This window comes from Bradyrhizobium sp. B117 (assembly GCF_038969555.1).
GTDB lineage: Bacteria > Pseudomonadota > Alphaproteobacteria > Rhizobiales > Xanthobacteraceae > Bradyrhizobium.
This window is the reverse complement of the sequence record NZ_CP152414.1, coordinates 5,679,407-5,703,263: the sequence shown is the minus strand read 5'-3', so window position 1 is coordinate 5,703,263 and position 23,857 is coordinate 5,679,407. Positions and strand designations below refer to the sequence as shown.

Here is a 23,857-nt window from a genome sequence, read left to right as displayed (position 1 = left end):
CGGTTCCATGGTCCGCTACTTTTGTCCAGGACGTAGCAAAAAAGCCTCACGGAGCGGTAAATGGCAGCCGGGCTTGGCGGCCCGTCGTCTTCCTGTCCGGCTTGCACCTCTCTACATTGCGGGGACTTGTTACCGGAGAACTTCATGTCATCTCGTTTCCCCGGTCTTTCCAGCATCCGCTTGAAAGGCCTCGCTTTATTCCTCTTGGCTCTGGCTGTGCCGACAGCTTCCGCATCCGCCGCCGACGAGCCCGATCTGATCTTCCGCCGCTCCACCGTGTTCAAATGGATGAGCCCGAACGACAAGCTCGCGACCTATGGCCTGGACGACCCCGAAGTCGAGGGCGTGGCCTGTCACTTTACCGTGCCGGAGAAGGGCGGCTTCAAGGGTTGGCTGGGCCTTGCCGAGGAGGTCTCGGACATCTCGCTGGCCTGCCGCCAGGTCGGCCCGATCAAGTTCAAGAACAAGATGGAGCAGGGCGACGACATGTTTCGCCATCGCCGCTCGCTGTTCTTCAAGAAGATGCAAATCGTGCGCGGCTGCGACGCCAAGCGCAACGTGCTGGTCTACATGGTTTATTCGGACAAGCTGATCGAGGGCTCGCCGAAGAACTCGACCTCGACCGTGCCGATCATGCCGTGGGGACCGGCAGACGCCAGCATCCAGAAGTGCGGCGAATTCTTCACTCAGTGACGCACTTGTGTTCACCCAGCCACGACGCGACTGCGTGGCTTTGCCAGATGCGAGCCGGTCAGCCGCACGAAGGCTTGTGGCGAAGCTTCATAGCCGCGGCTCGACTGTAGCGACATCGCGCCGGCAGAGGCGACGCGGCTGCGAACGGATTGTTGCTCGACGCGGCCCGCCTCCGCGTCGCGCGCCGCTGCGCGATCTTGCGCCATCATGATGGCCATCCCTCACGTGATTGCGCCCGGTGTGCCGGGCGTCCTGGTTTCGATGGCTTGGGTCGCGGCCGAAGCGTCTCGCGTTCGATCGGGCCCAGCCTTCGTTCGGGCTCTTCTTCAGCAGAAAAACGTAAAATGCATGTGAAGTATGGAAGGCACGGGCGTGACGGAGTGCCGTGCGCGGCCCCCCTGCCAGCTTGGACGCACTTGCGAAGAGGCTTTGAGCTGCCGGGCGAGCCATCTGAAAAGATTGAGATTTTCCGCCGAATGTTTCGTCGCTCCGGCTGCGACGAAACAATTCTCACAAAGACGAAACCATTTTCGGCTTTTGGCGCATCACGCGCGAAACGACGCATGGTTATCAGCGTCACGACGACGACGGCGGACCGCCGGCCACGGAATGGGACACACGATCATGCGCGCACTCAGCTTCATCCTTGCTTTCGGTTTCGTGCTCGCGGGTTCCTCGTTTGCGGGCGCGCCTGATGGCAATATCCCCGGCGTCGGCACCTTCCAGTACAGCGGCTCGCCCGTTACTCCGGCGCAGCAGCCGATCGTGGTCGCTGCGCGCTTCTGATCGCCTTCAAGAACATCAGCCGATGAAGGCCGTCATGATCGTTCGCTTCTGTGTCGCCGCATTCGTAGCTGTTCTGATGATCAGCGCCGCCCAGGCACAGGTCCGCGCTCCCTCGCGGCTACCGGATCCTCGCAGCGAATTCGTGCGCCAGTGCGCGCCGCGCATGCTCGGACGCTGGGAGCATCCGGAGGAGGTGTGCGGCTGCCTGCATGATCACGCCGCCGCCGCCGTCGAGGACCGCGATTTGCGTGAGGCGCTGCTGCGCGGCATCAGCGAAACCGGCGTGCCGACCATCGAAACCGACTGGGTGCCGGCGTCCAAGCAGAGCGAGATCGGCCCGACCTTCACCAAGATCGCCAAGCCGACCCTTCAGTGCATGTTCGATCCCGCGAAATCCTGATCCGCTATTTCGATTTCGGACCGTAGCGCGGCACGCAGGTGGCGGTCCGCGCCACGCCCTTGTCGGTCATCTTCGAGCCCCGCACCTCCTTGACCTGTCCGGCGGGGCAGGTTCCGTCGTCCACCTGCACGCGCTGACCGAGCTTGAGATCGGGGATGTCCTGCTCGCGTCCGACGGTGACGGCATGCGCCGTCGTCACGAGCGCGGCGGAGATCAGGAGCGAGAGGCAGGCTGCACGGCGCAGAAGCATGATGAGAGGTCCCTGCATTGAAGCCGCAATGTAGGGACGGGCCGGCGATTCTGATAGTGAACCTTCGTCACGCCCGCTGGGCCGATTTGGTTCTGGTGCGCAGGGCTGCGCGCGATTCCCGCGCGAGCCGCCGGGCGGAGGCCACGAGCTCAGGAACCGCATGCCCCGAAAATCCCAGCACGAAGCCGGGCAGGGGACGCGCGCGAGAATAGGTGTCGGCGAGGAGCCAGCCTTCCGCACTTGCGGTCTGCTTGGCCTCTGCAGCGACCGACAGGTCGACCGCCGGATCGAACCGGGCGACAAGGTGCAGCCCTTGCGAGGGCACCGGCACCGACAGCGCGCCCTCGGATGCGGCTTCCAGCGTCTCGGCCAGCGCGTCGCGCGCTTCGCGATAGAGTTTCCGGACCCGCTTCAGGTTCGCGGCGAAGGCGCCGGAATTGAGCATGTCTGCGACTGCGCCTTCCATCAGCGTGCCGGGAAAGCGGTCGAGTGCCGCGCGCGCGGCGGTGACGTCGGAGATCAAACGCTCGGGCAGGGCGCAATAGCCGATGCGCAGGCCCGGAAACAGCGTCTTGGCGAAGGTGCCCATGTAGATCACGCGCTGAAGGTGATCGATGCCGGCGAGCGACATCAGCGGCGCGCCGTCATACCGGAACTCGCTGTCGTAATCGTCCTCCAGCACGAAGGAGCCGGCCTGCTTCGCCCAATCCAGCAGCTCTAGCCGCCGCGGCATCGACATCTGCACGCCCAGCGGAAACTGGTGCGACGGCGTCACATAGGCCGCGCGCGCAGACGGCGCCGCGGTGCGGCCCTTGGCGACACGCATCCCATGCTCGTCGACGGGGACGGGCACGGCGCGATAGCCGCAATGCGCGATGGTCTTTCGCGCCGCCGGGTAGCCGGGGTCCTCGCACCAGACCTGATCGCCCGCCTTCAGGATCGCGCTCAGCACGATGCGGAGCGCATGCAGCGTGCCTGACGTGAGCATGATCTGATCAGGGTCGCAGCGCAGCCCGCGCGCCGACAGCAGATGATCGGCGATCGCCGCGCGCAGCTCGCGGCTGCCGCGGGGATCGCCATAGTGCAGATGCTCGGATCCGAAGGCGCGCATGCGCCGGCCGACGAAGGCGCGAAAACGCTGCACCGCGCGCTCGTCGATATGGGTGCAGCCGAGCGCGAACGCGCCTTGCCGGGGCGCCTCGACCACGATCTTCGGCTTGTTCGGTTCAGTCGCGCGCGCGGGAATGCGCGCCGCAACGAAGGTGCCGGAGCCGACGGTCGCGTCGGCAAAGCCGTCGGCGATCAGGCGCTCATAGGCAGTGACGACGGCGTTGCGGCGAAAACCGGTCTGCTTGGCCAGCGTCCGCGACGGCGGCAACGGCTCGCCGGGCTTGACCAGACCGGAGACGATCATCTCGCAAAGCGCCTGATACAGCCGGTGCGCGGCGGAGGCACCTGGCGTGATGTGTGGCCCGGTGAGGTCGAGCGGTAGCTCCGCCTTGGCGGGCGGCAGAGAATTGGTCGGAATCTTTCGCATGGAATTGGCACTATCGCAGACCAAATTGGCCGCTACAACTCTCCTGGAATTGTTCCAATCCCGACAGGAGCGGCTGTGAGCCAGACCGAAAGTCAAAATTCCTACCCGACGTCGGCGCGCAACCAGGTCAAACGCCGTCACGACCGCGGCTTCTACGATCACGAGACGGTTCACCGCATCCTGGATTCCTCAATGCTGTGCCACGTCTCCTACATCATCGACGGCCAGCCCTATTGCACGCCGACCTTCTTCTGGCGCGAGGGCACGAAGCTCTATTGGCACGGCTCGAGCGCCAGCCGCATGCTGCGCAACCAGACCAAAGGCGAGCGCGTCTGCCTCACGGTCGCCCATCTCGACAGCCTCGTGCTGGCGCGCTGCGGCTTCAACCATTCCGCCGACTATCGCGCGGTGATGGCGTTCGGCACCGCTTATCTCGTCACCGACCCTGATGAGAAGGAGCAGGCGGTGGTCGCCATGGTCGATCGCTTCTTCCCCGATCGCACCGCGAGCCTGCGGCCGAGCAACACCCAGGAGATCAAGGCGACGTCTTTCATCGCGATGGAGATCGAGGAAGCCTCGGCCAAGATCCGCGCCAAGGGTGTGGCCGATGACGATGAGGACTACGAATTGCCGATCTATGCCGAGCGCATTCCGGTCCGCACCGTGCTCGGCGCGCCGGAACCTTGCCCGCGCCTCCTCGATGGCGTGAGCCGGCCTGCGACGCTCAATGGCTATTCGGAAGGCCGGTTGCTCGAAGATGCATTGCGGGATGCTTATTTTGTGGAGTACCCGAACGGCTGAAATCGGCTAGCTTGCGCGCACCATGGACCATTGGATGCCCGGAGTTGCCTGATGAATGCCGAAACGCAGCAGAGGATTCTCGATGCCGTCGACGCCGGCTTCGAAGCCCAGCTTGCGACCACCCGCGATTTCGTCGCGATCCCTTCAACCCGCGGGGCGGAGGGGCCGTGCCAGGACATGATCGGCGACCTCCTGCGCGCGCGCGGCTATGAGGTCGATGATTGGCACATCAATGTCGACGATCTCAGGGATCTGCGCGGCTTCGGCCCGATCGAGCATGATTTTTCCAAGGCGCGGAGCGTGGTCGGCACCTATCGTCCCACGACCGAGGCCGGCAAATCGCTGATCCTCCAGGGCCATTGCGACGTGGTGCCGGCTGGCCCCCTAGAACTGTGGGACACCCCGCCATTCTCGCCGGTCATCAAGGACGGCAAGATGTTCGGCCGCGGCGCTTGCGACATGAAGTCCGGCACGATTGGCGCGCTCTATGCGCTGGATGCGATCAAGGCTGCAGGCTTCAAGCCGACGGCGCGAATCCATTTCCAGTCGGTGATCGAGGAGGAGAGCACCGGCGTCGGCGCGCTCTCGACATTGCAGCGTGGCTATCGCGCCGATGCCTGCTTCATCCCGGAGCCGACCAGCGGCAAGATGGTGCGCTCCCAGGTCGGCGTGATCTGGTTTCGCCTGCGCGTGAAGGGGCATCCGACCCATGTCGCCTTTGCCGGCTCGGGCTCGAACGCGATCATGGCGGCCTATCACCTGGTCCAGGCGCTGCAAAAGCTCGAGATCGAATGGAACGAGCGCGCCAAGGCCGATCGGCACTTCAAGACGCTCAACCATCCCATCAACTTCAACCCCGGCATCATCAAGGGCGGCGATTGGGCCTCCAGCGTGCCGGCCTGGTGCGACGTCGACTGCCGCATCGCCATCCTGCCGGGCTGGTCGGTCGCCGATCACCAGAAGGAGATCATGGCCTGCGTCGCCGCCGCGGCGCGCAATCACCGCTTCCTTGCCAACAATCCGCCGGAGGTCCAATGGTCGGGCTTCCTGTCGGAAGGCTATGAGCTGACCGACGCCGCCGCGCCGGAGGCCGCGTTCGGCAAAGCCTTCAACAAGGTCTATGGCGGCGCCGTCGAAGACCTCGTCTTCACCGCGCTCACCGACACGCGCTTCTACGGCCTCAATTACGGCATTCCCAGCCTGTGCTTTGGCGCCAGCGGCGGGGAGATGCACGGCTTCAACGAATTCGTCGATCTGGACTCGCTGAAGAAGACCACCAAGGCGATGGCGCTGTTCATCGCGGAATGGTGCGGGGTGGAGAAGGCGTAGCGTTGCCTCAGGCACAGCTCTCGTAGGGTGGGCAAAGGCGCGCTAGCGCCGTGTCCACCAGTTGTATCCGACACGACCAGGACGTGGGCACGCTTCGCTTTGCCCACCCTACGACATCTTGGCTGGAGCGCCCACTTGCCCGAAACAATGGCGCACCAAATCCTTTAAGCTTAAAAGAAAGACTAGGATGCCGCACTGACCAGTGGCAGACTGCGGCCCTGTTCGCTGAACGAGTCCTCGGGAGACACGATGCGCGATTGGGATGACGCTTACGCCAATTCGGCCCATATCCCGGGCTCGGACAAAATGCCGGCACAATGGGCGGAGCGGGCGGCGGCCTACCGCGCCGGCCTGAAGCATTTTCGCCCTGACATCGCTTACGGCTCCGGCGAGCGCCAGCGCCTCGACTTGATCCAGCCCGACGGCGACAGCAAGGGCCTCGTCGTGTTCGTCCATGGCGGCTACTGGATGCGCTTCGACAAATCGACCTGGACGGATCTGGCCGAAGGCGCACGGCACCACGGCTGGACGGTCTGCTTGCCGAGCTACACGCTGACGCCGGCGGCACGCATCTCCGACATCACCGCGGAAATCACCGCTGCGATTGCGAAAGCGGCTTCGCTTGTCGCCGGCCCGATCCGGCTCGCCGGCCATTCCGCCGGCGGCCATCTCGTCACCCGCATGCTGTGCGACGACAGCCGGCTCGAAGGCGCAATCTACAACCGCATCGCCGGCACGCTCTCGATCAGCGGCCTGCACGATCTGCGTCCGCTGCTGAAGACCAAGATGAACGAGACGCTGCGCATGACCATGGAGGAGGCGAGCCTCGAAAGCGCCGCGCTGCATCTGCCGCGCGGACATTCGCCCGTGACCGCCTGGGTCGGCGGCGGCGAGCGGCCGGAGTTCATCCGCCAGTCCGATCTGATGGCCAATGTCTGGACCGGGTTCGACGTGCCGACCCGCCTCGTCGTCGATCCCGGGCTGAACCATTTCACCGTGATCGACGGATTGAAGGATCCGTCGTCGCCGATCACCGCGCGCCTGATTGGGCTCGACTGAGCAAGGGCAGGGATGATCGATCGGGAGGGACTGCCATGACGTCCAGCGATTACGATCCCACAAACGAAGGCGCCGAGACCGATTTCGCCCGGCGCATGTCTTACGGCGACTATCTGGCGCTGGATGCGATCCTCGGTGCGCAGCATCCGCTCTCGGAAGCGCATGACGAGATGCTGTTCATCATCCAGCATCAGACCACCGAGCTGTGGATGCGCCTTGCCATCCACGAGCTCAGCGCCGCGCGCCGCGCCATCGCCAAAGACGAGGTGCAGCCCGCGATGAAGATGCTGGCGCGGATGTCGCGCATCTTCGAGCAGCTCAACAACGCCTGGGACGTGCTGCGCACGATGACACCGAGCGAGTACACGCGCTTCCGCTCCCAGCTCGGCCAGTCCTCGGGCTTTCAGTCGCGCCAGTACCGGCTGATCGAATATCTGCTCGGCAACCGCAATCACGCCATGCTGAAGCCGCACGCGCACGATGCCGAGACGACGAAACTCCTGGAGGCGGAGCTCGCCACGCCCAGCCTCTATGACGAGGTGCTGCGGCTCGCCGACCGCCACGGGCTGAAAATGCCGGTGGCCGTGCTGGCCCGCGACGTCCGCGAGACCCACAGCTTCAACGAAGGCGTGCTGCAGGCCTGGCGTATCGTCTATCAGGCGCCAGAGACGCACTGGATGCTCTACGAGCTCGCCGAAAAGCTAGTCGACTTCGAGGATTACTTTCGCCGCTGGCGCTTCAACCATGTCACGACGGTCGAGCGCGTCATCGGCTTCAAGCGCGGCACCGGCGGTACCGGCGGCGTCAGCTACCTCAAGCGCATGCTGGAGGTCGAGCTGTTTCCCGAACTCTGGCGTGTCCGTACCATTCTGTAGAAATCCCCATGACCAGATATCGCGTCTATGACGACACCAAAGCCCTGTTTCATCTGCCCGACGGCGTGATCTATCTCGACGGCAACTCGCTCGGCGCGCTGCCGCTGGGCGTCGCCGAGCGCGTCAATCGCGTCATCACGGACGAGTGGGGCCATGAGCTGATCCGCGCCTGGAACACGGCGGGCTGGTATGCCCAGCCGCGCCATGTTGGCGATCGCATCGCGCGGCTGATCGGCGCGGAGGCCGGCTCGGTGATGGTCGGCGACACGCTGTCGCTGAAGGTCTATCAGGCGCTCGCGGCCGCGCTCGATCTGAACGCGTCGCGCAAAATCGTCCTGTCAGACACCGGCAATTTTCCGACCGATCTCTACATGGCCGAGGGCCTGATCGCGACGCTCGGACGCGGCCATCAATTGCGCCTGGTGACGCCGGAGCAGATCGAGGCCGCGCTGTCGGAGGACATCGCGGTGCTCTACATCACCGAGGTCGATTATCGCACCGGCCGCCGCCACGACATGGCCAGGCTGACCGCGAAGGCGCATGCGCTCGGCATCGTCACGGTGTGGGACCTCGCGCACTCGGCCGGCGCTCTGCCGGTCGATCTCGCTGGCTGCGGCGCCGATTTCGCCGCAGGCTGCACCTACAAATATATCAACGCCGGGCCTGGCGCGCCGGCCTTCCTTTATGTCGCGCCGCGCCATGCCGACGACGCACGCGCTGCGCTGTCGGGCTGGATGGGGCACGCAAAACCCTTCGCATTCGAGCTTGGCTATGCGGCCGCCGGCGGCGTCGAGCGTATGCGCGTCGGCACGCCGCCGGTGCTGGCGATGGCGGCGCTGGAGGCTTCGCTCGATATCTGGGATCGGGTTGATATTGACGAGGTCCGCGCGCGTTCGCTGGCGCTCGGTGATTTGCTGATTGCCGAAGTCGAGCGCCGCTGCCCATCTCTGAAGCTGGTGACGCCGCGCGCGCACGTGCACCGCGGCTCGCAGGTGTCGTTTGCCTTCGACGGAGGCTACGCCGCGATGCAGGCCCTGATTGCCCGTGGTGTGATCGGAGACTTCCGCGCGCCCGACATCATGCGGTTCGGGATTACGCCGCTCTATATCGGCGAAAGCGAGATCATCCGCGCAGCCGAGATCATCGAGGAGGTGATCGCAGGCGAGGTGTGGCGGCGGCCGGAGTACCAGGTCGTCAACGCGGTGACGTGAAGACGGTCTCGTGCCCCGGCTCTGCAGCGCAGCGCCTCTTGGCGGTGCGCTGCAGAGCCGGGGCCTATGCTGCACCGAATTCGGCGTGAGATGGGTCCCGGCCCTGCGCAGCAACGCTGACGCGTTGCATCGCGTCCGGGACACGATAGCGGTGGCGGATGTGCTATCCGCGCTCCCCCCACAGCGCCGCCACGATCGCATCGAGTCCGTCTGTCAGAGCCGCCGGGCCCGGCTGCAAAATGATCGTCGACTTGATCTCGACGATGCGGTCGTCTCGTACCGCTGGAATTTCGCTCCAGCCATCGCGCTGCCTGATGCGGGCAGGGACAACCTTCTTGCCGCACCAAGAAGCAAGGATTACGTCGGGCGCGGCCTCGCGCACTGCCTCGGCCGTCACGATCCGATCCTTCGCGGCCTGCCGATGCCGCAGCTCTGGAAACACGTCCACGCCGTCGGCGACCTCGATCAACTCGGAGACCCAGCCGATGCCCGAGATCAGCGGATCGTCCCACTCCTCGAAATAGACTTTTGGTCGCGGCGAAGGGCGGGGCGTTGCGGCGATCGCGGCGAGGCGGCGCTCGAAACCTTGCGCGAGGTCCTCTGCGCGCGCGGCCGCGCCGACCAGCGCGCCGAGCGTGCGGATCATCGCGAGAATTCCGGCGATGTCGCGCTGATTGAAGACGTGGACATTGATGCCGGCGCGCACGAGGTCGGCGACGATGCCGGCCTGGAGGTCGGAGAATGCCAGCACGAGGTCCGGTTCCAGTGCGAGGACCTTTTGGGATGTCCGCGGAGATGAAGGCCGACACCCGCGGCTTCTCCCGCCGCACCTTGGGCGGGCGGACGGCGTAGCCGGAGACGCCGACGATGCGGTCCTGCTCGCCGAGCAGGTACAGCGTTTCGACCGTCTCTTCGGTCAGGCAGACGATGCGGCGGGGCGGGAAGTCGCGCATGGGAGGAGCATATGCGCAAATGCGGGCTCCGATGTCACGGCGGCCATTACCTCGGACGTCATTGCTTTGCCGCGCGAAGCCATTCACGTTGGGACAACAATGAATTGGGAGGGGATCCGATGACGCCGCTCGAGAAACTTAAAGCGATGAAGATGCCGTTCGCCGAGCTCAAGGGCGTCGAGTTCGTCGAGGCCGAGAAGGACCGCGTCGTCGCTCGGATGGTCGTCCGGCCCGAACTCTGCACGCTTCACCATACCATCCACGGCGGCGCGGTAATGGCGCTGGCCGATTCCGTCGGCGCGGCCGCGACTGTGATCAACCTGCCCGAGGACGCCAAGGGCACGACCACGCTGGAGAGCAAGACCAACTTCATCGGTGGCGCCAAGGAGGGAACCACGGTTATCGCCACGGCGACCCCCGTGCACCGGGGCCGGCGAACCCAGGTTTGGACCACCCGGCTGGAGACCGAGGACGGCAAACTGGTCGCGATCGTGACCCAGACCCAGCTGGTCCTGTAAGATTACGGGGCCTTGATTTTGTTAACGAATTAGTCGTTTCCGGTGCCTTTAAGTTGGGCAGGTTCTCGCCTTGAAAAATTTGTTGCGGCGCACAATATTGGAGGCCTAGGGATTCGAACGCCTCCTCGAGGGACACCAAGAGGAGTTTTGACGTGGTACTTGAAGACACCGCCCGCACGACGTCCGTTCCGGGCTATGTGCGGACCCTGAGCCAGCAGGAAGAATTGCCGCTTCTGCGCGATCACCTGCTCAGGCTCGATGCCGCAAGCCGGCACGATCGCTTCAACGGTTTCCTCGACGACAGCTTCATCGAGCGTTACGCCGCCCGCTGCGCCGAGGACGGCACCGTGATTGTGGCCTACATCGTCGATGGCGTGGTGCGCGGCGCGGCCGAGCTGCATCCGCCGGAAGGTGATTCGCTGCCCGAAGTGGCCTTCAGCGTGGAAGCATCGGTGCGCCGCCAGAACGTCGGCACCATCCTGTTCAGCCGCCTGATCGCCGAAGCGCGCTGGAAGGGTTTCAAGCGCCTGCGCATCACCACCGGCGCCGAGAATCACGCGATGCGGGCGCTCGCCCGGAAGTTCGGCGCGCATCTGCAATTCCGCCATGGCGAATCGACCGGAACGATCGATCTCACCAAGACGACCGAAGACGAGCTCGCCGATCTCGCCGCCGCGCCATTCAAGGCCGGGCGCGCGCTTCTCAGCTTCAACTCGACCTGCTGGAAGATCATCTCCAGCATGTACGGCAATCGCGCCGCCTAGCTCGAACAGCGGACACGAATCAAAAGCGGACCGGCAAAACCGGTCCGCTTTTGTATTTGGGGAATGTGAAATAAGCGCCTAGGTGCCGGTGCGCTTGTCGTTGCCGAAGCGGCGAACGACGCGGCGCTCGACCACGACGGAGCGCTGCGCACCCTGTTCGCCGGCGATCACGCGCGTGGCGGTGATGCGGCTGTTGGTGCGGGCCTGCTTCTTCACTTCGGCCTGAACGATTTCGAGCGGCATGCCCATCAGCGCTGCTGCGATCTCGGCCTGCTGCTCCTGGTCGTCGGTAATGCCGACGGCGGCGAAGATCGCCTCGTCCAGGGTAGGCGGATCGTGGCGCACGCGCCGCGTGCCATATTTGGTATTCCAGTCTGCGCTCATAACGGCCTCATCTTGATGCCGGGATACCTAGTGCCACCGATGTTGCATTGCAATATGGAATCCGTGTGGCATCACAGCTATGCGCCGCTCGGGTGTCAGGGCGGTGACGCGGCACCGGCGTCGGCCCCAACACGCTGCTGTGGCCAGCGTTTCAGCGCTGCGTGCCCGGCCTCGGTCAGCCCGTAGATTCCCCGGTCGGCACGTTCGAACCAGCCATACACATTGTTAAGCAATATCTTGCCGGCGTCGGGACAGCGCTCGCGCAATTCGCGCACGCGCCGCGGACCATCGGCGAGCGCCGAGGCGCAGGCGAGCGCCTGCTGGCGATAGGCTGTCATGATCGGCGCGCGCGTGCTGCCGCCGAGCACGGGATCGCCCTGGCGGCGCTGATGCTCGGCGACGAGACGTGAGCGTACCTTCGGTTCGCGGCGCGGCGCCGCCGTCGGCGGCTTCACCAGCACCTCGACCTGGCCGCGATCGGTCACCCCGAGCATGCCGAAGCCGAGCCGGCGGCAGAGATTGCGATAGCGCGCATCGCTCTCGCGTCCCTTGCCACGGATCGACATCTTGGCGGCGATCCAGACCTCATCGGCCGCCGATGCACGATCGACCGCTTGCAGGATCAGCTCGAGATTGAACGCGAGCTTGAGCTCGCCGATCACGACGACGGGCGGATCGCCGGCGCTGAGGCCCACGAGATCGCAGCCGCCGATCTCGCCCTTCACGGTGAAGCCGAGCTCCTCGAGGAAGCGTTTGACGGGGAGATAGAGCGCGGTTTCCACAGGACGTCCGATCGGAGAATCAGTTGCGGGCAGTCTAGCCCGGATCAGACTCGCCCTCCGCGTCATTTGATCGGGAACAGAAGGTGCGATTATGCTGCGGACAGGGACAGGTGGGCGGCTTGCGACATGACGATCAGGAACGGGCTCTATCACATCCGGATCAAATTCCTCGATAGCGTCGAGGGCGGCAATCAGGGCGTCATGGTGCTGCGCGACGGCACCATGCGCGGCGGCGATTCATTCTTTTTCGCCTTTGGCAGCTACACCTCGGCCAACGGCAAGTGGAAGGGCGAGCTGACCAACGAGGAGCATTCACCCTCGTTTGACGAGCGGCCGGTGTGGGGCCGCAAGGTCGTCACCATCGGCTTCAGCGGCACCTATACCGATGAGACCGCTTATGGCGAGGGCATCGCGCTCGCCGGCAAGCAAAGCATCCGCTTCAAGGGCGATCTGCGGCTGCTGGTGCCGGATTGATCAGACCCGACCGCCGACCGGGATCAGCGCACCCGTAACGCCGCTCGCCGCGTCGCTGGCGAGGAACAGGATTACCTCGGCGAGTTCCTGCGGCGTCACCCATTTCGAAAAGTCCGCTTTGGGCATGTCGGCGCGGTTTGCTTTGGTGTCGATGATCGAGGGCAGCACCGCGTTCACGGTGACCTTGCCCTTCCATTCGTTCGCCAGCGCCTCGGTCAGGCGATGCACGCCGGCCTTCGACGCGGCGTAGGGGCCCATGCCGGAGCCGGCCTGGAGCGCGCCCATCGCGCCGATGTTGACGATGCGGCCGGCCTTCGAGGCGGCAAGATGCGGCAGCGCCGTGTGCGAGGCGTTCAGCGCCGTCAGCACGTTGAGCGCGTGCATGCGCTGCCAGGTCTTGATGTCGCCGTCGCCGACCGTCTCGAAGGCGAAGCCGCCGGCGATGTTGATCAGCGCGTCCAGCCGGCCGAAATGTTCCGCAGCGGCCTCGATCGCCGTCTTCGCCTGGGCCGCGTCGGACAGGTCGACGCCGCCGATCTCGATGCGCTCAGGCGTTGCCGGGACTTGCGAGGGCGCATAGTCGATGCCGGCAATGCGCGCGCCGCGCGACTGCGCGGTCTCGGCGACCACCTTGCCGAGCGCGCCGAGCGCGCCGGTCACGACAATGACTTTTCCCTGCACGAGACTCTCCGTCGTTTCGCGTCATGCCGACTATTGCTCCGCTCGAATTGGACTTGCAATGGCGGCCGCTTCAAGGCTGACTTATAGATACAACTCTAGATCGTTGAGGAGGTTGTCTCATGACCGACAATTTGCCGACCATCGAGTTTCCCGCTGCTATCGTTGACCTGAAATACCCATTGATGCGGCTCCGACAGGCGTTGGACGGAAAGGGACCGGTGCGCATCGTGGCCATGGGGTCGTCGTCAACGGCGGGGCGAGGCGATGTCGTGCCGTATCCCTATCGTTTGGAGATGTATCTGCGGCAATACTTCAAGGACGTCGTCCACCGGCCGGACGTCCGCATTGACGTGCTGAATCGGGGCAGGGGCGGAGAAGAGGCGAACGAAGAGCTCGCGCGCTTCGAGGCAGATATTTTTCACGACGATCCGGCGCTGGTCATCTGGCAGGTTGGAACGAACGCAGTCTTTCACAACGACAAGTACGACGTGGATGTCGTTGCCGGAAACGTCAGGAAGGGGTTGGCGCAGTTGCGCGCTCGCGGCTTCGAGGTTCTGGTGATTGATCCCCAGTATGTGACCAAGATGCTCTGGGACGATCGTGCCGAGCTCTCGGACAAGATGGTCCGGCTGATCCGCGATGCTGCCAATGAAGCCGAAGTGAATCTGTTTCAGCGCTGGGCGCTGATGCGGCATTGGCACGTGCAAAACAACGTGCCGCTCGACCAATTGATAGATACGAGTGATCCTGACAAGCTGCACCAGAACGATTGGAGCACCCAACAGATCTCCTTGGCTCTCAAGAACACCATCATCAAGGCGATCGGGTTGACCGCTTGACGCGCCTAGTGTGGATCACGCTTGCAGATAGCGCTCCTTCAGCGCATCACGCTGGGCCGTGCCGAGCTTGAGCCCCTCGCGCAAATAGGTTTCGAGGTCGCCATATTCCTTGCCGACGGCTTCGAAAGCCGCAGCAAGATACGACGCCTCGACGCTGCCGATCGCGTTGCGCACGTCCTCGGGCAGGTCGATGGCAGCCAGCGCATCGCGCTTGTAGTGCTGGTTGGTCAGCAAGTAGTCCTCGGCAATGACGTCATCGGACACGCCCAGCGCATGCAGGATCAGCGCGCTGGCAAAGCCGGTGCGATCCTTGCCGGCGGTGCAGTGGATGACGAGCGGCGCGCGGTCTTCCAGCAGATGGCCGAACAGCGTGCGGAAGCTGTGCGTGTTGTGGCGGACATAGTTGCGGTAGGAGTCGCGCATGATCTCGCTGGCGACCGGCGCGGTCAGTCTGCCTGCGACGAGTTCGGCGCGGAGCGCGGCGACCACCGTCGGCTCGATCGGTAGCGAATGCACGGCGATCTCCTCCACCACACAGATGCCGGCTGCGCGCTCCTCGACGCCGCGAAAGTCGAACGCGCTGCGCACGCCCAGCGCGCGGACGATCTCGACGTCGGCGGCCGTGAGCTGGCCGAGATGGTTCGAGCGGAAGATGTGGCGCCAGCGCGTGGTGCGGCCGTCGGTGGTCGAATAGCCGCCGAGATCGCGGAAATTGCTCGCTCCTTGCAAGGCGAGGTGACGGGCAGGGGAGTCAGTTAAGGAGGAGTCTTGCATAAGATCGGCTTGGGTTATGGTTCCACTGGACGCACGGCTGGCGTCCTTCAAGTCTATTACGGGGGCGATCATGGACCGGCACAAGGCCATTGTTTTGGCGATCACCATGCTGGCGGGCGGAATTTCCGGCGCGCGGCAGGCCGACGCGCAGACGTTCCGGACCTACCGTTGCGCCGATGGTACGCAATTCATCGTGGGGTTTTATGACCACGACAAGCGCGCCTTCCTCCAGATCGACGGCGAACCAGTCACGCTGGCGAAGCGGCTGACGCTGTCTGGCGCGCGCTATTCGGGGGCGGGGATCACGCTGAGGATTGGCAAGACCGGAGTGACCACGGTCAAGCATTTGAAGCGGCCAGTCACGGCCTGCGTGGTCGTCGAGAAACCCGCGCTCTAGTCGGGAGTTTGGTAAGAATCAAAAAGGGCCGAAACACCGTTGTTTCGACCCTTTTTCAAACTGCCGCCGGCCGCTCGAGAGAGCGCGGCGGTATCAACCCTGCCACAGGCATTAGCGGTCCCATTTTGGCTTGGCTTCGTCGACCGCGTCCTGGTGATACCAGCTGTCGCTGCAGATCGAGACGTTCGCGGGAAGCGAAGCCTGATCGGCGGGAAGGCGGGTCTCGCCATAGCGGCGTCCGGCGAGAGCTGCGCGGCCCCCGACGGGAAACTGGTAGATCTTTGCAGATCCCTGACTCAGACCATTGTTCATCATTGCGATTTCTCCTTGGTCAAAGCGCCTTGGCCTCCATGGTGCGCCCGACTCGTTCGATTGTGGTTACTGGAATCCCCATATCGGCCGCGCTCCCCGAAATGAAAAGTGCTCAAGAGGAAATCAGTTGCAGCCTAATTTATAGGCAGGCGACCCTCTGCATCCCCTAAGGCATCGTCGGGATGACCAACGCCTGTGCCATTCCAAAGGTTGCTAGGCAGGGGCCGGTCGCTTTACGAAAATTGCCGGACGTTGATGCGCGTTTGATCGGCAACCTCCGGCAACGGCCGGCATGCTTCAGAAACGGGCGTTTTCCGCGGGATTTTTGCAGTGCAGCTTCACGCGAAGGTGCGCGCCTATGACGCACGTCGCTGTGGACAGTGCACCACCGGCGGGTCGAGCCCGACGGTGGTGGATAACCTCCAGGGCTGCGGCCATTTGGCACGCAACGTGCTTATAAGGCGGCGGCCGATGATGGCCGGGTACAAACGTGCGGGGGCTCTCAACCCCACCTTTCGCATCATCTACAGAGAGGCTCAATGACCAAGTATAAGCTCGAGTACATCTGGCTCGACGGATATACGCCGACTCCGAACTTGCGCGGCAAAACCCAGATCAAGGAATTTGCGTCGTTCCCGACGCTCGAGCAGCTTCCGCTCTGGGGCTTCGATGGCTCCTCCACCCAGCAGGCCGAAGGCCACAGCTCCGATTGCGTGCTGAAGCCGGTCGCCGTCTTCCCGGATGCCGCGCGCACCAACGGCGTGCTCGTGATGTGCGAAGTCATGATGCCCGATGGCAAGACCCCGCATGCGTCCAACAAGCGCGCCACCATCCTCGATGACGCCGGCGCCTGGTTCGGCTTCGAGCAGGAGTACTTCTTCTACAAGGACGGCCGTCCGCTCGGCTTCCCGACCGCCGGCTATCCGGCGCCGCAGGGCCCGTACTATACCGGCGTCGGCTTTTCGAACGTCGGCGACGTCGCCCGCAAGATCGTCGAGGAGCATCTCGACCTCTGCCTGGCCGCCGGCATCAACCATGAGGGCATCAACGCGGAAGTCGCCAAGGGCCAGTGGGAATTCCAGATCTTCGGCAAGGGCTCCAAGACCGCTGCCGACCAGATGTGGATGGCCCGCTACCTGATGCTGCGCCTCACCGAGAAGTACGGCATCGACATCGAGTTCCACTGCAAGCCGCTCGGTGACACCGACTGGAACGGCTCGGGCATGCACGCCAATTTCTCGACCGCCTATATGCGCGAAGTCGGCGGTAAGGAGTATTTCGAGGCGCTGATGGGCGCGTTCGAGAAGAACCTGATGGACCACATCGCCGTCTACGGCCCGGACAACGACAAGCGTCTGACCGGCAAGCACGAGACCGCGCCCTGGAACAAGTTCAGCTACGGCGTGGCCGACCGCGGCGCCTCGATCCGCGTTCCGCACTCCTTCGTCAACAACGGCTACAAGGGCTATCTGGAAGACCGCCGTCCGAACTCGCAAGGCGACCCCTACCAGATCGCTTCGCAGATCCTGAAGACGATCGCGTCCGTGCCGACCGACAAGAAGGCCGCGGCCTAACATCCTCCCGGCCCGGGCTAGGGGCTGGCCCGGATTGGTCCTCAATCCGCCGGAGCAGGTACGCTCCGGCGGATTTTTCGTTTTGATGACGTCCATCATTTGCGGTCTGCCGGCCATGCCGGCTCGAAATCTGTCTACCTCCGCCGAAACCGGGATAGAGTACCGGCGGGATGCGCGCGAGAGCCGGGGACACGGCTGGTGTTTGAAGGCTTCTACAAGGTTCGGTTTCAGCTCGGCGACTCGGTCGGCCGGAGCGTGATGCATGCCGGCAACGGCAAGATGCTCGGCGGCAATTCGGCCTTCGCCCATATCGGCACCTACGAGAAGACCGAAGGCGGCGTCGACGTCGTGATCAAGACCGTCCGTCACAACCCCGATCCCAATTACCGCGCCATGGCCGGCACCGACGATGCGACCTTGCTCGCGAAGGGCTGGGCCGATGGCGATCTCTATCGCTTCAAGGGCGAGCTCAAGGAGCTGCCCGGCGTGCCGTTCCAGTCGGTGATGACGCCGATCACCGAGGACGAGGTCCCGATCGCCGGCGGTGTCGGGGAGGGCGGCATCATCGACGGGCTCTATTCGGTGCATCTGCGCATGCTCGACGGCGTCGACGGCGGCCTCACCGGCGTGATGCTGCTCAAGGGGGGCCGCATCCTCGGCGGCGATGCGGCGTTCTATTATCTCGGCAGCTACACCGCCGCGAATGGCCGCTGGAAGGGCCAGATCCTCAATCAGGAGCATACGCCGGCGAAGGACGATCCGATCTTCGGCGGCCACGAGGTCGGCATCGGCTTCTCCGGCCGCTATGATGGCCAAGAGGCGGTGCTGGAGGCGACCGCCCTTGCCGGCAAACGCAGCCTGCGCCTCACCGCCGCGCTCAAGCTGATGCACCGCGCCTGATCACACCCCAGGAAGTACCCATGGAAACAATTCGCATGCTCTCGACGCTCGGCCTGATGGGCGCGATGCGCAGCCTGTCCTCCGCCTTCGAGGCAGCTCACGGCATCCATGTCGATGCCGACTTCGCGCCAACGCTGGCGCTGCTCAAGCGCCTGCGTGACGGCGAGGCCGCCGATCTCGTGATCCTCACGCGCGAAGGGCTCGACGAGATGATCGGCGAGGGCCGTGTGGTCGCCGAGACCGCAGCCGATCTGGCGCGCTCTTTCGTCGGCATCGCGGTGCGGGCAGGGCAGGCGCATCCCGACATCGCGACCGAAGCCGCGCTGCGCACGACGCTGCTCGCGGCGCGGTCCGTCGCCTATTCGCGGCTAGGCGCGAGCGGCGTGTACTTCGCCCAGCTCATCGTGCGGATGGGGATCGCGGCCGAAATCAATGGCAAGGCCACCATCGTCGAGCAGGGCTTTACGGCGGAGCGGCTCGTCAGCGGCGAGGCGGATCTCGCCGTGCAGCAGATCAGCGAGCTCACGCAAGTTGACGGCATCGAGGTGGTCGGCCCGATCCCGCACGAGCTGCAAACGCCGGCCGCGTTTTCCGCCGGCCGCGTCGCCAGCGCGAAGCATGCCGAGGCCGCGGATCGGCTGCTGCGCTATCTGTCCTCCCCTGGGGTCGTGCCCGTGCTGCGCCAATCGGGACTCGAGCCTTGAATTTGCCCGGGCGACAACGCAACGTGGCATTCATGCGAACCTATCTCCTTGCCATCCTCTTCACGCTCGCCGCGCCGCTGGCGGCGCATGCGCAATCGGCCGATCTCGTCCTGTGCGACAGGGTCGCCGCCGATCCCAGCGATCCCGACAAGCCGACTGACGTGAAGGGCGTGAGTGACATCGCGGCCGCCGACGTCGCGACAGCGATCAAGTTCTGCAAGCAGGCGGCGTCATCCTCGCGGCGCGCGATGTTCGCGCTCGGCCGCGCCTATGCGGCCAACCGGCAGACGAACGAGGCGATCGCCGCCTGGCGCAAGGCGGCCGAGAAGGGATCGAGTGCAGCGATGGTCGAGCTTGGCGTCGCCTATGGCACCGGCTCGGGCGTCGCCAAGGACGAGGCGCAGGCACGAAAGCTGTTCGAGAAGGCGGCGCAATCAGGCAATCCTCGCGGTGTCTCCAACCTTGCCGCGCTCGGCGGCGCAGGTGGCGCGGCGCCGGCCGACCCCGCCCAGGCCCGCGCGCTGCTCGGCAAGGCCGCCGAGACTAACGCGGAGGCGCAGTACCAGCTCGGCCTGATGCTCGCCAACGGCAACGGCGGTGAGAAGGACGACGTTGCGGCACGCGCGCTGTTCGAGAAGGCGGCCGCGCAAAACCATCCCGGCGCGCTGGAGCGGATGGGCGCCTTCGCGCAGGAGGGGCGTGGCGGGCCGAAGGACAAGGACGCCGCCAAGGCCTATTACGAGCGCGCCGCAGCCCTCGGCGACGAGGACGCCAAGAAGGCGCTGGAGCGGCTGCGCTGTCCCTATGCGATCAAGGACAAGCAGGGCAAGCTCGTCACCACCCTGTGCTTCTGACTCACTTCATGTAGTAGGCGAGATTGTTGCGGGCGTCGCGATAGGTGGTCTCGAGGAAATCGGGATACTCCGCGGCGGCCTGCGCCACCGCGCGCACGACGCAGTCCCAGAAATCGCCGTCCCATTTGAAATGCGCTTCGGTCGCGCCCTCGAACTTCACGGCGGTGATGATGGCTTGCCGGATCCCGTCGTCAGCGGCGCGCGGATGGGCACGCTTGAGATAGCCGAACATCGGCCCTTCATGGGCGTGGTCGCGGTCGTAGCGGTATTTCTCGGCCATCTGCTGCGGCGTGAGGGTACGATTGATGCGGACCTCTTCGGCGGTCGGGCGCCCCTCGATCGAGTTCAACCGGTAGCGCCAGCGCCAGAGTTCGAAGGCGGCATCGAGCAGCGGTTGCTTCGCCGCGCTGTCGATGAATTCCGCGATCTGCTGTTCGGCCGATGGTTCTGCCCGGTTCATGCCTCTTCGTCGCACGCTTGCGCCAACCGGTTCGATCGAGCCTCGAACGGGAGGAACCAGCACCGGTGCGGGCCGTTGACGTCGCAACGAGCGGGAGGTGCAGCCATGATCCGCAAACTCGCATCCGGCGAATATCGTCTCTATTCACGCAAGGTGAATCCCAAGACCGGCAAGCGCCGCAACCTCGGCACGTTCAAGAGCCGCGCGGCGGCCGAGAAGCACGAGCGTGAGGTGCAATATTTCAAGCGTCATTGAGGCGCGACCAGCCGCGCAAACAAAAAGTCGAAAAACAACCCCATGCACAGTAGCCAAGTGGTTGAAATCGCGTGATGCTGATTTACCGAAGTAGAACTTGACCCGTCGGGCAAAACAAGGGCATGATGGCGCCATGCACGGATGGGTTGCGCGAGCGGCCCTGCGCGGAAAAGCCGGATGGCCTTGGTCCGGCGACGATGCTAGGTAGCCTGCGATTCTTTTCTGATTTTGCGGATCGACGACGTTGCTGGACGGGCTCTACAAGGTTGAATACGGCGTTGGCGGTGCCTTCGGCCGCAGCATCATGTGCATGCACAAGGGCAAGTTGCTCGGCGGCAATTCCGCCTTCGCCCATCTCGGCTCCTACGAGGTCAGGGACGGCGTGATCGAAGGCGAGGTCATCACCGAGCGCCACAACGATGATCCCAATTACAAGCCGCTGATGGGCACCGACTTTGCCGCGATCAAGGTGCGCGGCCGGACGGAAGGATCGACGATCCTGTTCGAGGGCGAGGCGGAACCGATGCCGGGCAACGTGTTCTGGGCCAATCTCGCGCCGCTCGACGACGAGGCGCTGCCGCCGCGCGGCACGGTCGGTCCCGACGGCATCGTCAACGGGCTTTACGCCATCCACATCCGCGCGCTCGACGGCGTCGATGCCGGGCTCTCCGGCGTGATGCTGCTGATGGACGGCCGCATCCTCGGCGGCGATGCGTTCTTCTACTATCTCGGCTCTTACTCGTCGGCGGACGGCCGCTGGAAAGGCGAGATGCTGAACCAGGAGCACACGCCGGCGAAAGACGACAACCCGGTGTTTGGCGGTCTTGAGGTCGGGATCGGCTTCTCCGGGACCTGCACCGCCGACAGCGGCGAGCTCGAAGGCATCGCGCTCGCCGGCAAGCGCAGCCTGCGCCTTGCAGCCTCGCTCAAGCTGATGCGAAGGGCGTAGGCTACGGGTGGTTTCGTCGCGTCCGCTGTGCTGTCACAAGGCGACGTTGAAGTCGTGCATCCGGATGTCGGTCTTTGGGCCAGTAGGCGACGTTGGCTCTCGCCGCGCTAGCACTCGATGCACGACGGCGGGCCGCTCCTGAAGGCCGACCCGCCGTATGCCGCTTGATACAGCCCGTCATCCAATGGCTTCACGGGACGTAGCGATATTATCCACCGCTCCCCTTGATATTCGGCAGGTGCTTCATATCCAGCATCGGGACCGGGTTTTCCGGGCGCTGCAGATCCGGTCTCCAATCGTTCGAGGCTCCGCCCGGCTTACGCTTGATGCTTGGATAATCGACGATCGATTTGTTGAACTCCATCACGACGGGGAAGATCAGCGCCAAGACCCAGCCGTTGTCCTGTCCGGTGTACTTGCCCGGCGACTGTAATGGCATACGTGCCGACATCGCGCCGTTGAAAACCATGTCGTATTTCTCGAATGGATCCATCGTCAGATTGTAGACCGAGCCAATCGAGCCGAGATTTTGTTCCGGACCGAGCCAAGTGTCCTTGGCCGTCCAGAGATACTTCCACGCGATGCTGAGATCGGCGTTAGTTGAATCACCGCCGACATCCGCCCGCGCTCCCATGAAGTTTTCGCCGTCGATGTAGATCCACGACCTTCGTGCCGAGTGCTTCGTACGGCCGAGGATGTACTCGCTGTTGTCGATGCTGTCGAAGTAGATTGGCCTGCCATTATCGTCGGTCCATGCGCCGTGCGGCGGCGGGGTCAGGCCGACCATCTTGGCGAGCGTTGCCCAACAGTCGATATGGGACATCATTTCATGGTAGTTTGCACCGGCGGGAATGTGTTCGGGCCACCACATTAACCCGGGTACGCGCCAGCCTCCTTCAAATGCTGAACCCTTTTCGCCGCGGAAAGGCGTGGTGCCCGCATCAGGATAAGCATCCTGCCACGCACCGTTGTCTGCCGTTACGATCACAATCGTATTCGGCGCTTCGGCACGGATCGCGTCCATGATCCGGCCGATGTCGTCATCGAGTTCCATCACCGAATCCGAGTAATCTCCCAACCGGGACTTCCCGGCGAATTTTGATGATGCGTTGGTCGGGTTGTGCATCTTCATGAAATTGACGTCCATGAAGAACGGCTTAGCGTCCTTGGCGTGCTTCTTGATGTAGTCGATTGCGTAATCAGCCTGCCGGACGTCAAAGTTGGCGAGGTAATCGTACGTAATGTACTCGCCTCTCTTCGCCGGTTGTCCGGCAACTCCCTCCCACTCGTACATGTTTACGACTTCAAAATAGGCCTTCGCGATCTCTGGGTTGTACGAGGGAAACCATGGATGAAACCACTTGGACGTGTCGGCATAGGTGTAGACGCCCGGATAGTATGCGGCGAACGCCTTCATCTCGTCGAACCCGTGCTCAATCGGATAGGACTCCGGCTTATCACCGAGATGCCACTTGCCGGAAAAGTAGGTGGAGTAGCCGTTCTTTTGAAAAAATTCGGCTATGGTCGGCGTCTCCTTTTTGAGCGCATTCTCATCGCCCGGAGCGACCACGATGGAGAGCGCCGAACGGATCGGAATGCGTCCGGTAATAAACGAGGCGCGGCCTGCCGTGCAGCTTGCTTGCCCATACCAGTTCGTGAACGTCGCGCCTTCCTTAGCGATCCGGTCGATGTTTGGCGTTGGATGGCCGAGCGCGGCGCCACCCCCGCTATAGGCGCCGAAATCATTCCATCCAGTGTCATCCGTCATTAGCACGACGACATTCGGCCCCTTCTGCTGCTGCGCGGTCGCTTGAGGGGCCGCAACCACCATCGCGCCGAGCAGCGCGAACATGCCGTGCGCAACACTCTTTCGGATACTCATGACTGCTTCCTCCGATTTCAAAGGTCGGTCACGTGTGCCAAACGATGGTTACGTCGCAGTCGTGTTTTAGCTCTACGCCAGAGCGTCTTCAACGCGCAGTTGTTTGATTTGGATCAAGACACCGATTGTGACGGGCCTATGCCGCTTGCTAGGCGTCCCTCCACGACGTCCGTTGCGGGTCAAAAGCTGCCGTCGGGCACACTGCCTCGATTGGTCCGCTAAGGGCCCCACAAGCCGACGCTTGACGGTCCGCAGCCGCAAGTCCGCTACGGCCGCATTGGCGAACGTTACGCCTCGTTACGCGTTTTCGAGGCAACAGCCGACAGCGAGCTGGCATCCGGCCAGCGTGGCTGGCGGGCGAATCCGGGCCTCGTCGGGCTTCCCCTCGCTCAAGCTGATGCGACGGGCGTAGGGGGTGTACGGATGGACTCGTCGCGTCCGCCTTGTTTTTGGAGGACGA

At 63.9% G+C, this 23,857-nt stretch carries 29 protein-coding genes and 1 pseudogene; 19 read left to right on the top strand and 11 right to left on the bottom strand.

Features of this window, described 5'->3' with window-relative positions:
* Positions 1–144 precede the first annotated feature (144 nt).
* On the top strand, positions 145–693 hold the full coding sequence (locus AAFG16_RS28040; RefSeq protein ID WP_283079592.1) for a CreA family protein: 549 nt from the start codon (positions 145–147) through the stop codon (positions 691–693).
* Positions 694–704: 11 nt separating this feature from the next.
* On the opposite strand, the gene AAFG16_RS28035 is transcribed toward AAFG16_RS28040, so the two are convergent.
* Positions 705–902, bottom strand: coding sequence for a hypothetical protein (locus tag AAFG16_RS28035; RefSeq protein ID WP_342730463.1), 198 nt, complete (start codon positions 900–902; stop codon positions 705–707).
* A gap of 415 nt (positions 903–1,317) precedes the next feature.
* Here AAFG16_RS28035 and AAFG16_RS28030 point away from each other — a divergent pair, with 415 nt between their 5' ends.
* Together AAFG16_RS28030 and AAFG16_RS28025 are read left to right on the top strand one after the other, a co-directional pair.
* The gene (locus AAFG16_RS28030) at positions 1,318–1,479 is read left to right on the top strand and encodes a hypothetical protein (protein ID WP_342730461.1); all 162 of its coding nucleotides are present in this window, start codon (positions 1,318–1,320) and stop codon (positions 1,477–1,479) included.
* A 34-nt stretch (positions 1,480–1,513) separates the two neighbouring features.
* Positions 1,514–1,879: a hypothetical protein gene (locus AAFG16_RS28025; protein WP_283086987.1), complete on the top strand. Its 366-nt coding sequence runs from the start codon at positions 1,514–1,516 to the stop codon at positions 1,877–1,879.
* 4 nt (positions 1,880–1,883) lie between these two features.
* Here the strand turns inward: AAFG16_RS28025 and AAFG16_RS28020 are convergent, their stop codons facing one another.
* Entirely contained in the window at positions 1,884–2,129 is a 246-nt protein-coding gene (locus AAFG16_RS28020; protein ID WP_283079589.1) for a DUF6719 family protein, read from the bottom strand.
* A 67-nt stretch (positions 2,130–2,196) separates the two neighbouring features.
* Entirely contained in the window at positions 2,197–3,666 is a 1,470-nt protein-coding gene (locus AAFG16_RS28015; RefSeq protein ID WP_342730458.1) for a PLP-dependent aminotransferase family protein, read from the bottom strand.
* 75 nt (positions 3,667–3,741) lie between these two features.
* On the opposite strand from AAFG16_RS28015, the gene AAFG16_RS28010 reads away from it, so the two are divergent.
* The 5 genes from AAFG16_RS28010 to kynU all read left to right on the top strand — a co-directional run bounded on the left by AAFG16_RS28010 (position 3,742) and on the right by kynU (position 8,941).
* Entirely contained in the window at positions 3,742–4,467 is a 726-nt protein-coding gene (locus tag AAFG16_RS28010) for a pyridoxamine 5'-phosphate oxidase family protein (RefSeq protein WP_342730456.1), read from the top strand.
* Positions 4,468–4,518: 51 nt separating this feature from the next.
* Positions 4,519–5,796 (top strand): ArgE/DapE family deacylase, encoded by a 1,278-nt coding sequence (locus AAFG16_RS28005; RefSeq protein WP_342730454.1) that lies wholly within the window; start codon positions 4,519–4,521, stop codon positions 5,794–5,796.
* 249 nt (positions 5,797–6,045) lie between these two features.
* A complete protein-coding gene (locus AAFG16_RS28000) occupies positions 6,046–6,855 on the top strand; it encodes an alpha/beta hydrolase (RefSeq protein ID WP_342730452.1) in 810 nt (269 codons plus the stop codon).
* 35 nt (positions 6,856–6,890) lie between these two features.
* Positions 6,891–7,730 carry a tryptophan 2,3-dioxygenase gene (gene kynA, locus AAFG16_RS27995; RefSeq protein WP_283079585.1) on the top strand — a complete coding sequence of 280 codons (840 nt, stop codon included), beginning with the start codon at positions 6,891–6,893 and terminating at the stop codon, positions 7,728–7,730.
* 8 nt (positions 7,731–7,738) lie between these two features.
* Positions 7,739–8,941 (top strand): kynureninase, encoded by a 1,203-nt coding sequence (gene kynU / locus AAFG16_RS27990; RefSeq protein ID WP_342730451.1) that lies wholly within the window; start codon positions 7,739–7,741, stop codon positions 8,939–8,941.
* Positions 8,942–9,104: 163 nt separating this feature from the next.
* Here kynU and AAFG16_RS27985 read toward each other — a convergent pair.
* Positions 9,105–9,894: pseudogene (locus tag AAFG16_RS27985) on the bottom strand (cobalamin-binding protein).
* A gap of 119 nt (positions 9,895–10,013) precedes the next feature.
* On the opposite strand from AAFG16_RS27985, the gene AAFG16_RS27980 reads away from it, so the two are divergent.
* Both AAFG16_RS27980 and AAFG16_RS27975 read left to right on the top strand, forming a co-directional pair.
* Entirely contained in the window at positions 10,014–10,412 is a 399-nt protein-coding gene (locus tag AAFG16_RS27980) for a PaaI family thioesterase (protein ID WP_342730450.1), read from the top strand.
* 152 nt (positions 10,413–10,564) lie between these two features.
* Positions 10,565–11,176 (top strand): GNAT family N-acetyltransferase, encoded by a 612-nt coding sequence (locus tag AAFG16_RS27975; RefSeq protein WP_283079581.1) that lies wholly within the window; start codon positions 10,565–10,567, stop codon positions 11,174–11,176.
* A gap of 78 nt (positions 11,177–11,254) precedes the next feature.
* Here AAFG16_RS27975 and AAFG16_RS27970 read toward each other — a convergent pair whose 3' ends face one another.
* Both AAFG16_RS27970 and AAFG16_RS27965 read right to left on the bottom strand, forming a co-directional pair.
* Positions 11,255–11,560, bottom strand: coding sequence for a hypothetical protein (locus tag AAFG16_RS27970; protein ID WP_200468134.1), 306 nt, complete (start codon positions 11,558–11,560; stop codon positions 11,255–11,257).
* Positions 11,561–11,655: 95 nt separating this feature from the next.
* Complete coding sequence (locus tag AAFG16_RS27965; RefSeq protein WP_342730448.1) at positions 11,656–12,342, bottom strand: DUF2161 family putative PD-(D/E)XK-type phosphodiesterase; 687 nt, start codon at positions 12,340–12,342, stop codon at positions 11,656–11,658.
* Between the two features lie 126 nt (positions 12,343–12,468).
* On the opposite strand from AAFG16_RS27965, the gene AAFG16_RS27960 reads away from it, so the two are divergent.
* Entirely contained in the window at positions 12,469–12,816 is a 348-nt protein-coding gene (locus AAFG16_RS27960; RefSeq protein WP_283079579.1) for a GrlR family regulatory protein, read from the top strand.
* Here AAFG16_RS27960 and AAFG16_RS27955 read toward each other — a convergent pair whose 3' ends face one another.
* Entirely contained in the window at positions 12,817–13,497 is a 681-nt protein-coding gene (locus tag AAFG16_RS27955; RefSeq protein ID WP_342730447.1) for an SDR family oxidoreductase, read from the bottom strand.
* A gap of 119 nt (positions 13,498–13,616) precedes the next feature.
* On the opposite strand from AAFG16_RS27955, the gene AAFG16_RS27950 reads away from it, so the two are divergent.
* On the top strand, positions 13,617–14,336 hold the full coding sequence (locus tag AAFG16_RS27950) for an SGNH/GDSL hydrolase family protein (protein ID WP_342730445.1): 720 nt from the start codon (positions 13,617–13,619) through the stop codon (positions 14,334–14,336).
* 15 nt (positions 14,337–14,351) lie between these two features.
* Here AAFG16_RS27950 and AAFG16_RS27945 read toward each other — a convergent pair whose 3' ends face one another.
* Positions 14,352–15,110 carry a tyrosine-protein phosphatase gene (locus AAFG16_RS27945; protein WP_342730443.1) on the bottom strand — a complete coding sequence of 253 codons (759 nt, stop codon included), beginning with the start codon at positions 15,108–15,110 and terminating at the stop codon, positions 14,352–14,354.
* 70 nt (positions 15,111–15,180) lie between these two features.
* On the opposite strand from AAFG16_RS27945, the gene AAFG16_RS27940 reads away from it, so the two are divergent.
* Positions 15,181–15,507 (top strand): MliC family protein, encoded by a 327-nt coding sequence (locus AAFG16_RS27940; protein WP_342730441.1) that lies wholly within the window; start codon positions 15,181–15,183, stop codon positions 15,505–15,507.
* Positions 15,508–15,618: 111 nt separating this feature from the next.
* On the opposite strand, the gene AAFG16_RS27935 is transcribed toward AAFG16_RS27940, so the two are convergent.
* Complete coding sequence (locus AAFG16_RS27935) at positions 15,619–15,822, bottom strand: DUF2735 domain-containing protein (protein ID WP_027557666.1); 204 nt, start codon at positions 15,820–15,822, stop codon at positions 15,619–15,621.
* A 536-nt stretch (positions 15,823–16,358) separates the two neighbouring features.
* Here AAFG16_RS27935 and AAFG16_RS27930 point away from each other — a divergent pair.
* From AAFG16_RS27930 to AAFG16_RS27915, 4 genes are all read left to right on the top strand, one after another.
* The gene (locus AAFG16_RS27930; RefSeq protein WP_342730437.1) at positions 16,359–17,393 is read left to right on the top strand and encodes a glutamine synthetase beta-grasp domain-containing protein; all 1,035 of its coding nucleotides are present in this window, start codon (positions 16,359–16,361) and stop codon (positions 17,391–17,393) included.
* Between the two features lie 198 nt (positions 17,394–17,591).
* Complete coding sequence (locus AAFG16_RS27925) at positions 17,592–18,293, top strand: GrlR family regulatory protein (protein WP_283079574.1); 702 nt, start codon at positions 17,592–17,594, stop codon at positions 18,291–18,293.
* Positions 18,294–18,313: 20 nt separating this feature from the next.
* The gene (locus AAFG16_RS27920) at positions 18,314–18,997 is read left to right on the top strand and encodes a substrate-binding domain-containing protein (protein ID WP_342730434.1); all 684 of its coding nucleotides are present in this window, start codon (positions 18,314–18,316) and stop codon (positions 18,995–18,997) included.
* Positions 18,998–19,029: 32 nt separating this feature from the next.
* Positions 19,030–19,851 (top strand): tetratricopeptide repeat protein, encoded by an 822-nt coding sequence (locus tag AAFG16_RS27915; RefSeq protein WP_342730432.1) that lies wholly within the window; start codon positions 19,030–19,032, stop codon positions 19,849–19,851.
* Position 19,852: 1 nt separating this feature from the next.
* On the opposite strand, the gene AAFG16_RS27910 is transcribed toward AAFG16_RS27915, so the two are convergent.
* On the bottom strand, positions 19,853–20,311 hold the full coding sequence (locus AAFG16_RS27910) for a hypothetical protein (protein WP_342730430.1): 459 nt from the start codon (positions 20,309–20,311) through the stop codon (positions 19,853–19,855).
* Positions 20,312–20,416: 105 nt separating this feature from the next.
* Here AAFG16_RS27910 and AAFG16_RS27905 point away from each other — a divergent pair, with 105 nt between their 5' ends.
* Both AAFG16_RS27905 and AAFG16_RS27900 read left to right on the top strand, forming a co-directional pair.
* Positions 20,417–20,566: a hypothetical protein gene (locus tag AAFG16_RS27905; RefSeq protein WP_007609497.1), complete on the top strand. Its 150-nt coding sequence runs from the start codon at positions 20,417–20,419 to the stop codon at positions 20,564–20,566.
* A 244-nt stretch (positions 20,567–20,810) separates the two neighbouring features.
* A complete protein-coding gene (locus AAFG16_RS27900; RefSeq protein ID WP_283079570.1) occupies positions 20,811–21,515 on the top strand; it encodes a GrlR family regulatory protein in 705 nt (234 codons plus the stop codon).
* A 208-nt stretch (positions 21,516–21,723) separates the two neighbouring features.
* Here the strand turns inward: AAFG16_RS27900 and AAFG16_RS27895 are convergent, their stop codons facing one another.
* Complete coding sequence (locus tag AAFG16_RS27895; protein WP_283079569.1) at positions 21,724–23,397, bottom strand: arylsulfatase; 1,674 nt, start codon at positions 23,395–23,397, stop codon at positions 21,724–21,726.
* Positions 23,398–23,857 lie beyond the last annotated feature (460 nt).

Excerpts from the sequence above, each read along its gene's own strand:
- AAFG16_RS27970 (WP_200468134.1), bottom strand. The coding sequence starts at position 11,560 with ATGAGCGCAGACTGGAATACCAAATATGGCACGCGGCGCGTGCGCCAC.
- kynU (WP_342730451.1), top strand. The coding sequence starts at position 7,739 with ATGACCAGATATCGCGTCTATGACGACACCAAAGCCCTGTTTCATCTG.
- AAFG16_RS27980 (WP_342730450.1), top strand. The coding sequence starts at position 10,014 with ATGACGCCGCTCGAGAAACTTAAAGCGATGAAGATGCCGTTCGCCGAG.
- AAFG16_RS27920 (WP_342730434.1), top strand. The coding sequence starts at position 18,314 with ATGGAAACAATTCGCATGCTCTCGACGCTCGGCCTGATGGGCGCGATG.
- AAFG16_RS27895 (WP_283079569.1), bottom strand. The coding sequence starts at position 23,397 with ATGAGTATCCGAAAGAGTGTTGCGCACGGCATGTTCGCGCTGCTCGGC.
- AAFG16_RS27945 (WP_342730443.1), bottom strand. The coding sequence starts at position 15,110 with ATGCAAGACTCCTCCTTAACTGACTCCCCTGCCCGTCACCTCGCCTTG.
- AAFG16_RS27915 (WP_342730432.1), top strand. The coding sequence starts at position 19,030 with ATGCGAACCTATCTCCTTGCCATCCTCTTCACGCTCGCCGCGCCGCTG.
- AAFG16_RS27960 (WP_283079579.1), top strand. The coding sequence starts at position 12,469 with ATGACGATCAGGAACGGGCTCTATCACATCCGGATCAAATTCCTCGAT.
- AAFG16_RS28000 (WP_342730452.1), top strand. The coding sequence starts at position 6,046 with ATGCGCGATTGGGATGACGCTTACGCCAATTCGGCCCATATCCCGGGC.
- AAFG16_RS27935 (WP_027557666.1), bottom strand. The coding sequence starts at position 15,822 with ATGATGAACAATGGTCTGAGTCAGGGATCTGCAAAGATCTACCAGTTT.
- AAFG16_RS27910 (WP_342730430.1), bottom strand. The coding sequence starts at position 20,311 with ATGAACCGGGCAGAACCATCGGCCGAACAGCAGATCGCGGAATTCATC.
- AAFG16_RS27950 (WP_342730445.1), top strand. The coding sequence starts at position 13,617 with ATGACCGACAATTTGCCGACCATCGAGTTTCCCGCTGCTATCGTTGAC.
- AAFG16_RS28025 (WP_283086987.1), top strand. The coding sequence starts at position 1,514 with ATGATCGTTCGCTTCTGTGTCGCCGCATTCGTAGCTGTTCTGATGATC.
- AAFG16_RS28035 (WP_342730463.1), bottom strand. The coding sequence starts at position 902 with ATGATGGCGCAAGATCGCGCAGCGGCGCGCGACGCGGAGGCGGGCCGC.
- AAFG16_RS28020 (WP_283079589.1), bottom strand. The coding sequence starts at position 2,129 with ATGCTTCTGCGCCGTGCAGCCTGCCTCTCGCTCCTGATCTCCGCCGCG.
- AAFG16_RS28015 (WP_342730458.1), bottom strand. The coding sequence starts at position 3,666 with ATGCGAAAGATTCCGACCAATTCTCTGCCGCCCGCCAAGGCGGAGCTA.
- AAFG16_RS27930 (WP_342730437.1), top strand. The coding sequence starts at position 16,359 with ATGACCAAGTATAAGCTCGAGTACATCTGGCTCGACGGATATACGCCG.
- AAFG16_RS28030 (WP_342730461.1), top strand. The coding sequence starts at position 1,318 with ATGCGCGCACTCAGCTTCATCCTTGCTTTCGGTTTCGTGCTCGCGGGT.
- AAFG16_RS27940 (WP_342730441.1), top strand. The coding sequence starts at position 15,181 with ATGGACCGGCACAAGGCCATTGTTTTGGCGATCACCATGCTGGCGGGC.
- AAFG16_RS28040 (WP_283079592.1), top strand. The coding sequence starts at position 145 with ATGTCATCTCGTTTCCCCGGTCTTTCCAGCATCCGCTTGAAAGGCCTC.
- AAFG16_RS28005 (WP_342730454.1), top strand. The coding sequence starts at position 4,519 with ATGAATGCCGAAACGCAGCAGAGGATTCTCGATGCCGTCGACGCCGGC.
- kynA (WP_283079585.1), top strand. The coding sequence starts at position 6,891 with ATGACGTCCAGCGATTACGATCCCACAAACGAAGGCGCCGAGACCGAT.
- AAFG16_RS27905 (WP_007609497.1), top strand. The coding sequence starts at position 20,417 with ATGATCCGCAAACTCGCATCCGGCGAATATCGTCTCTATTCACGCAAG.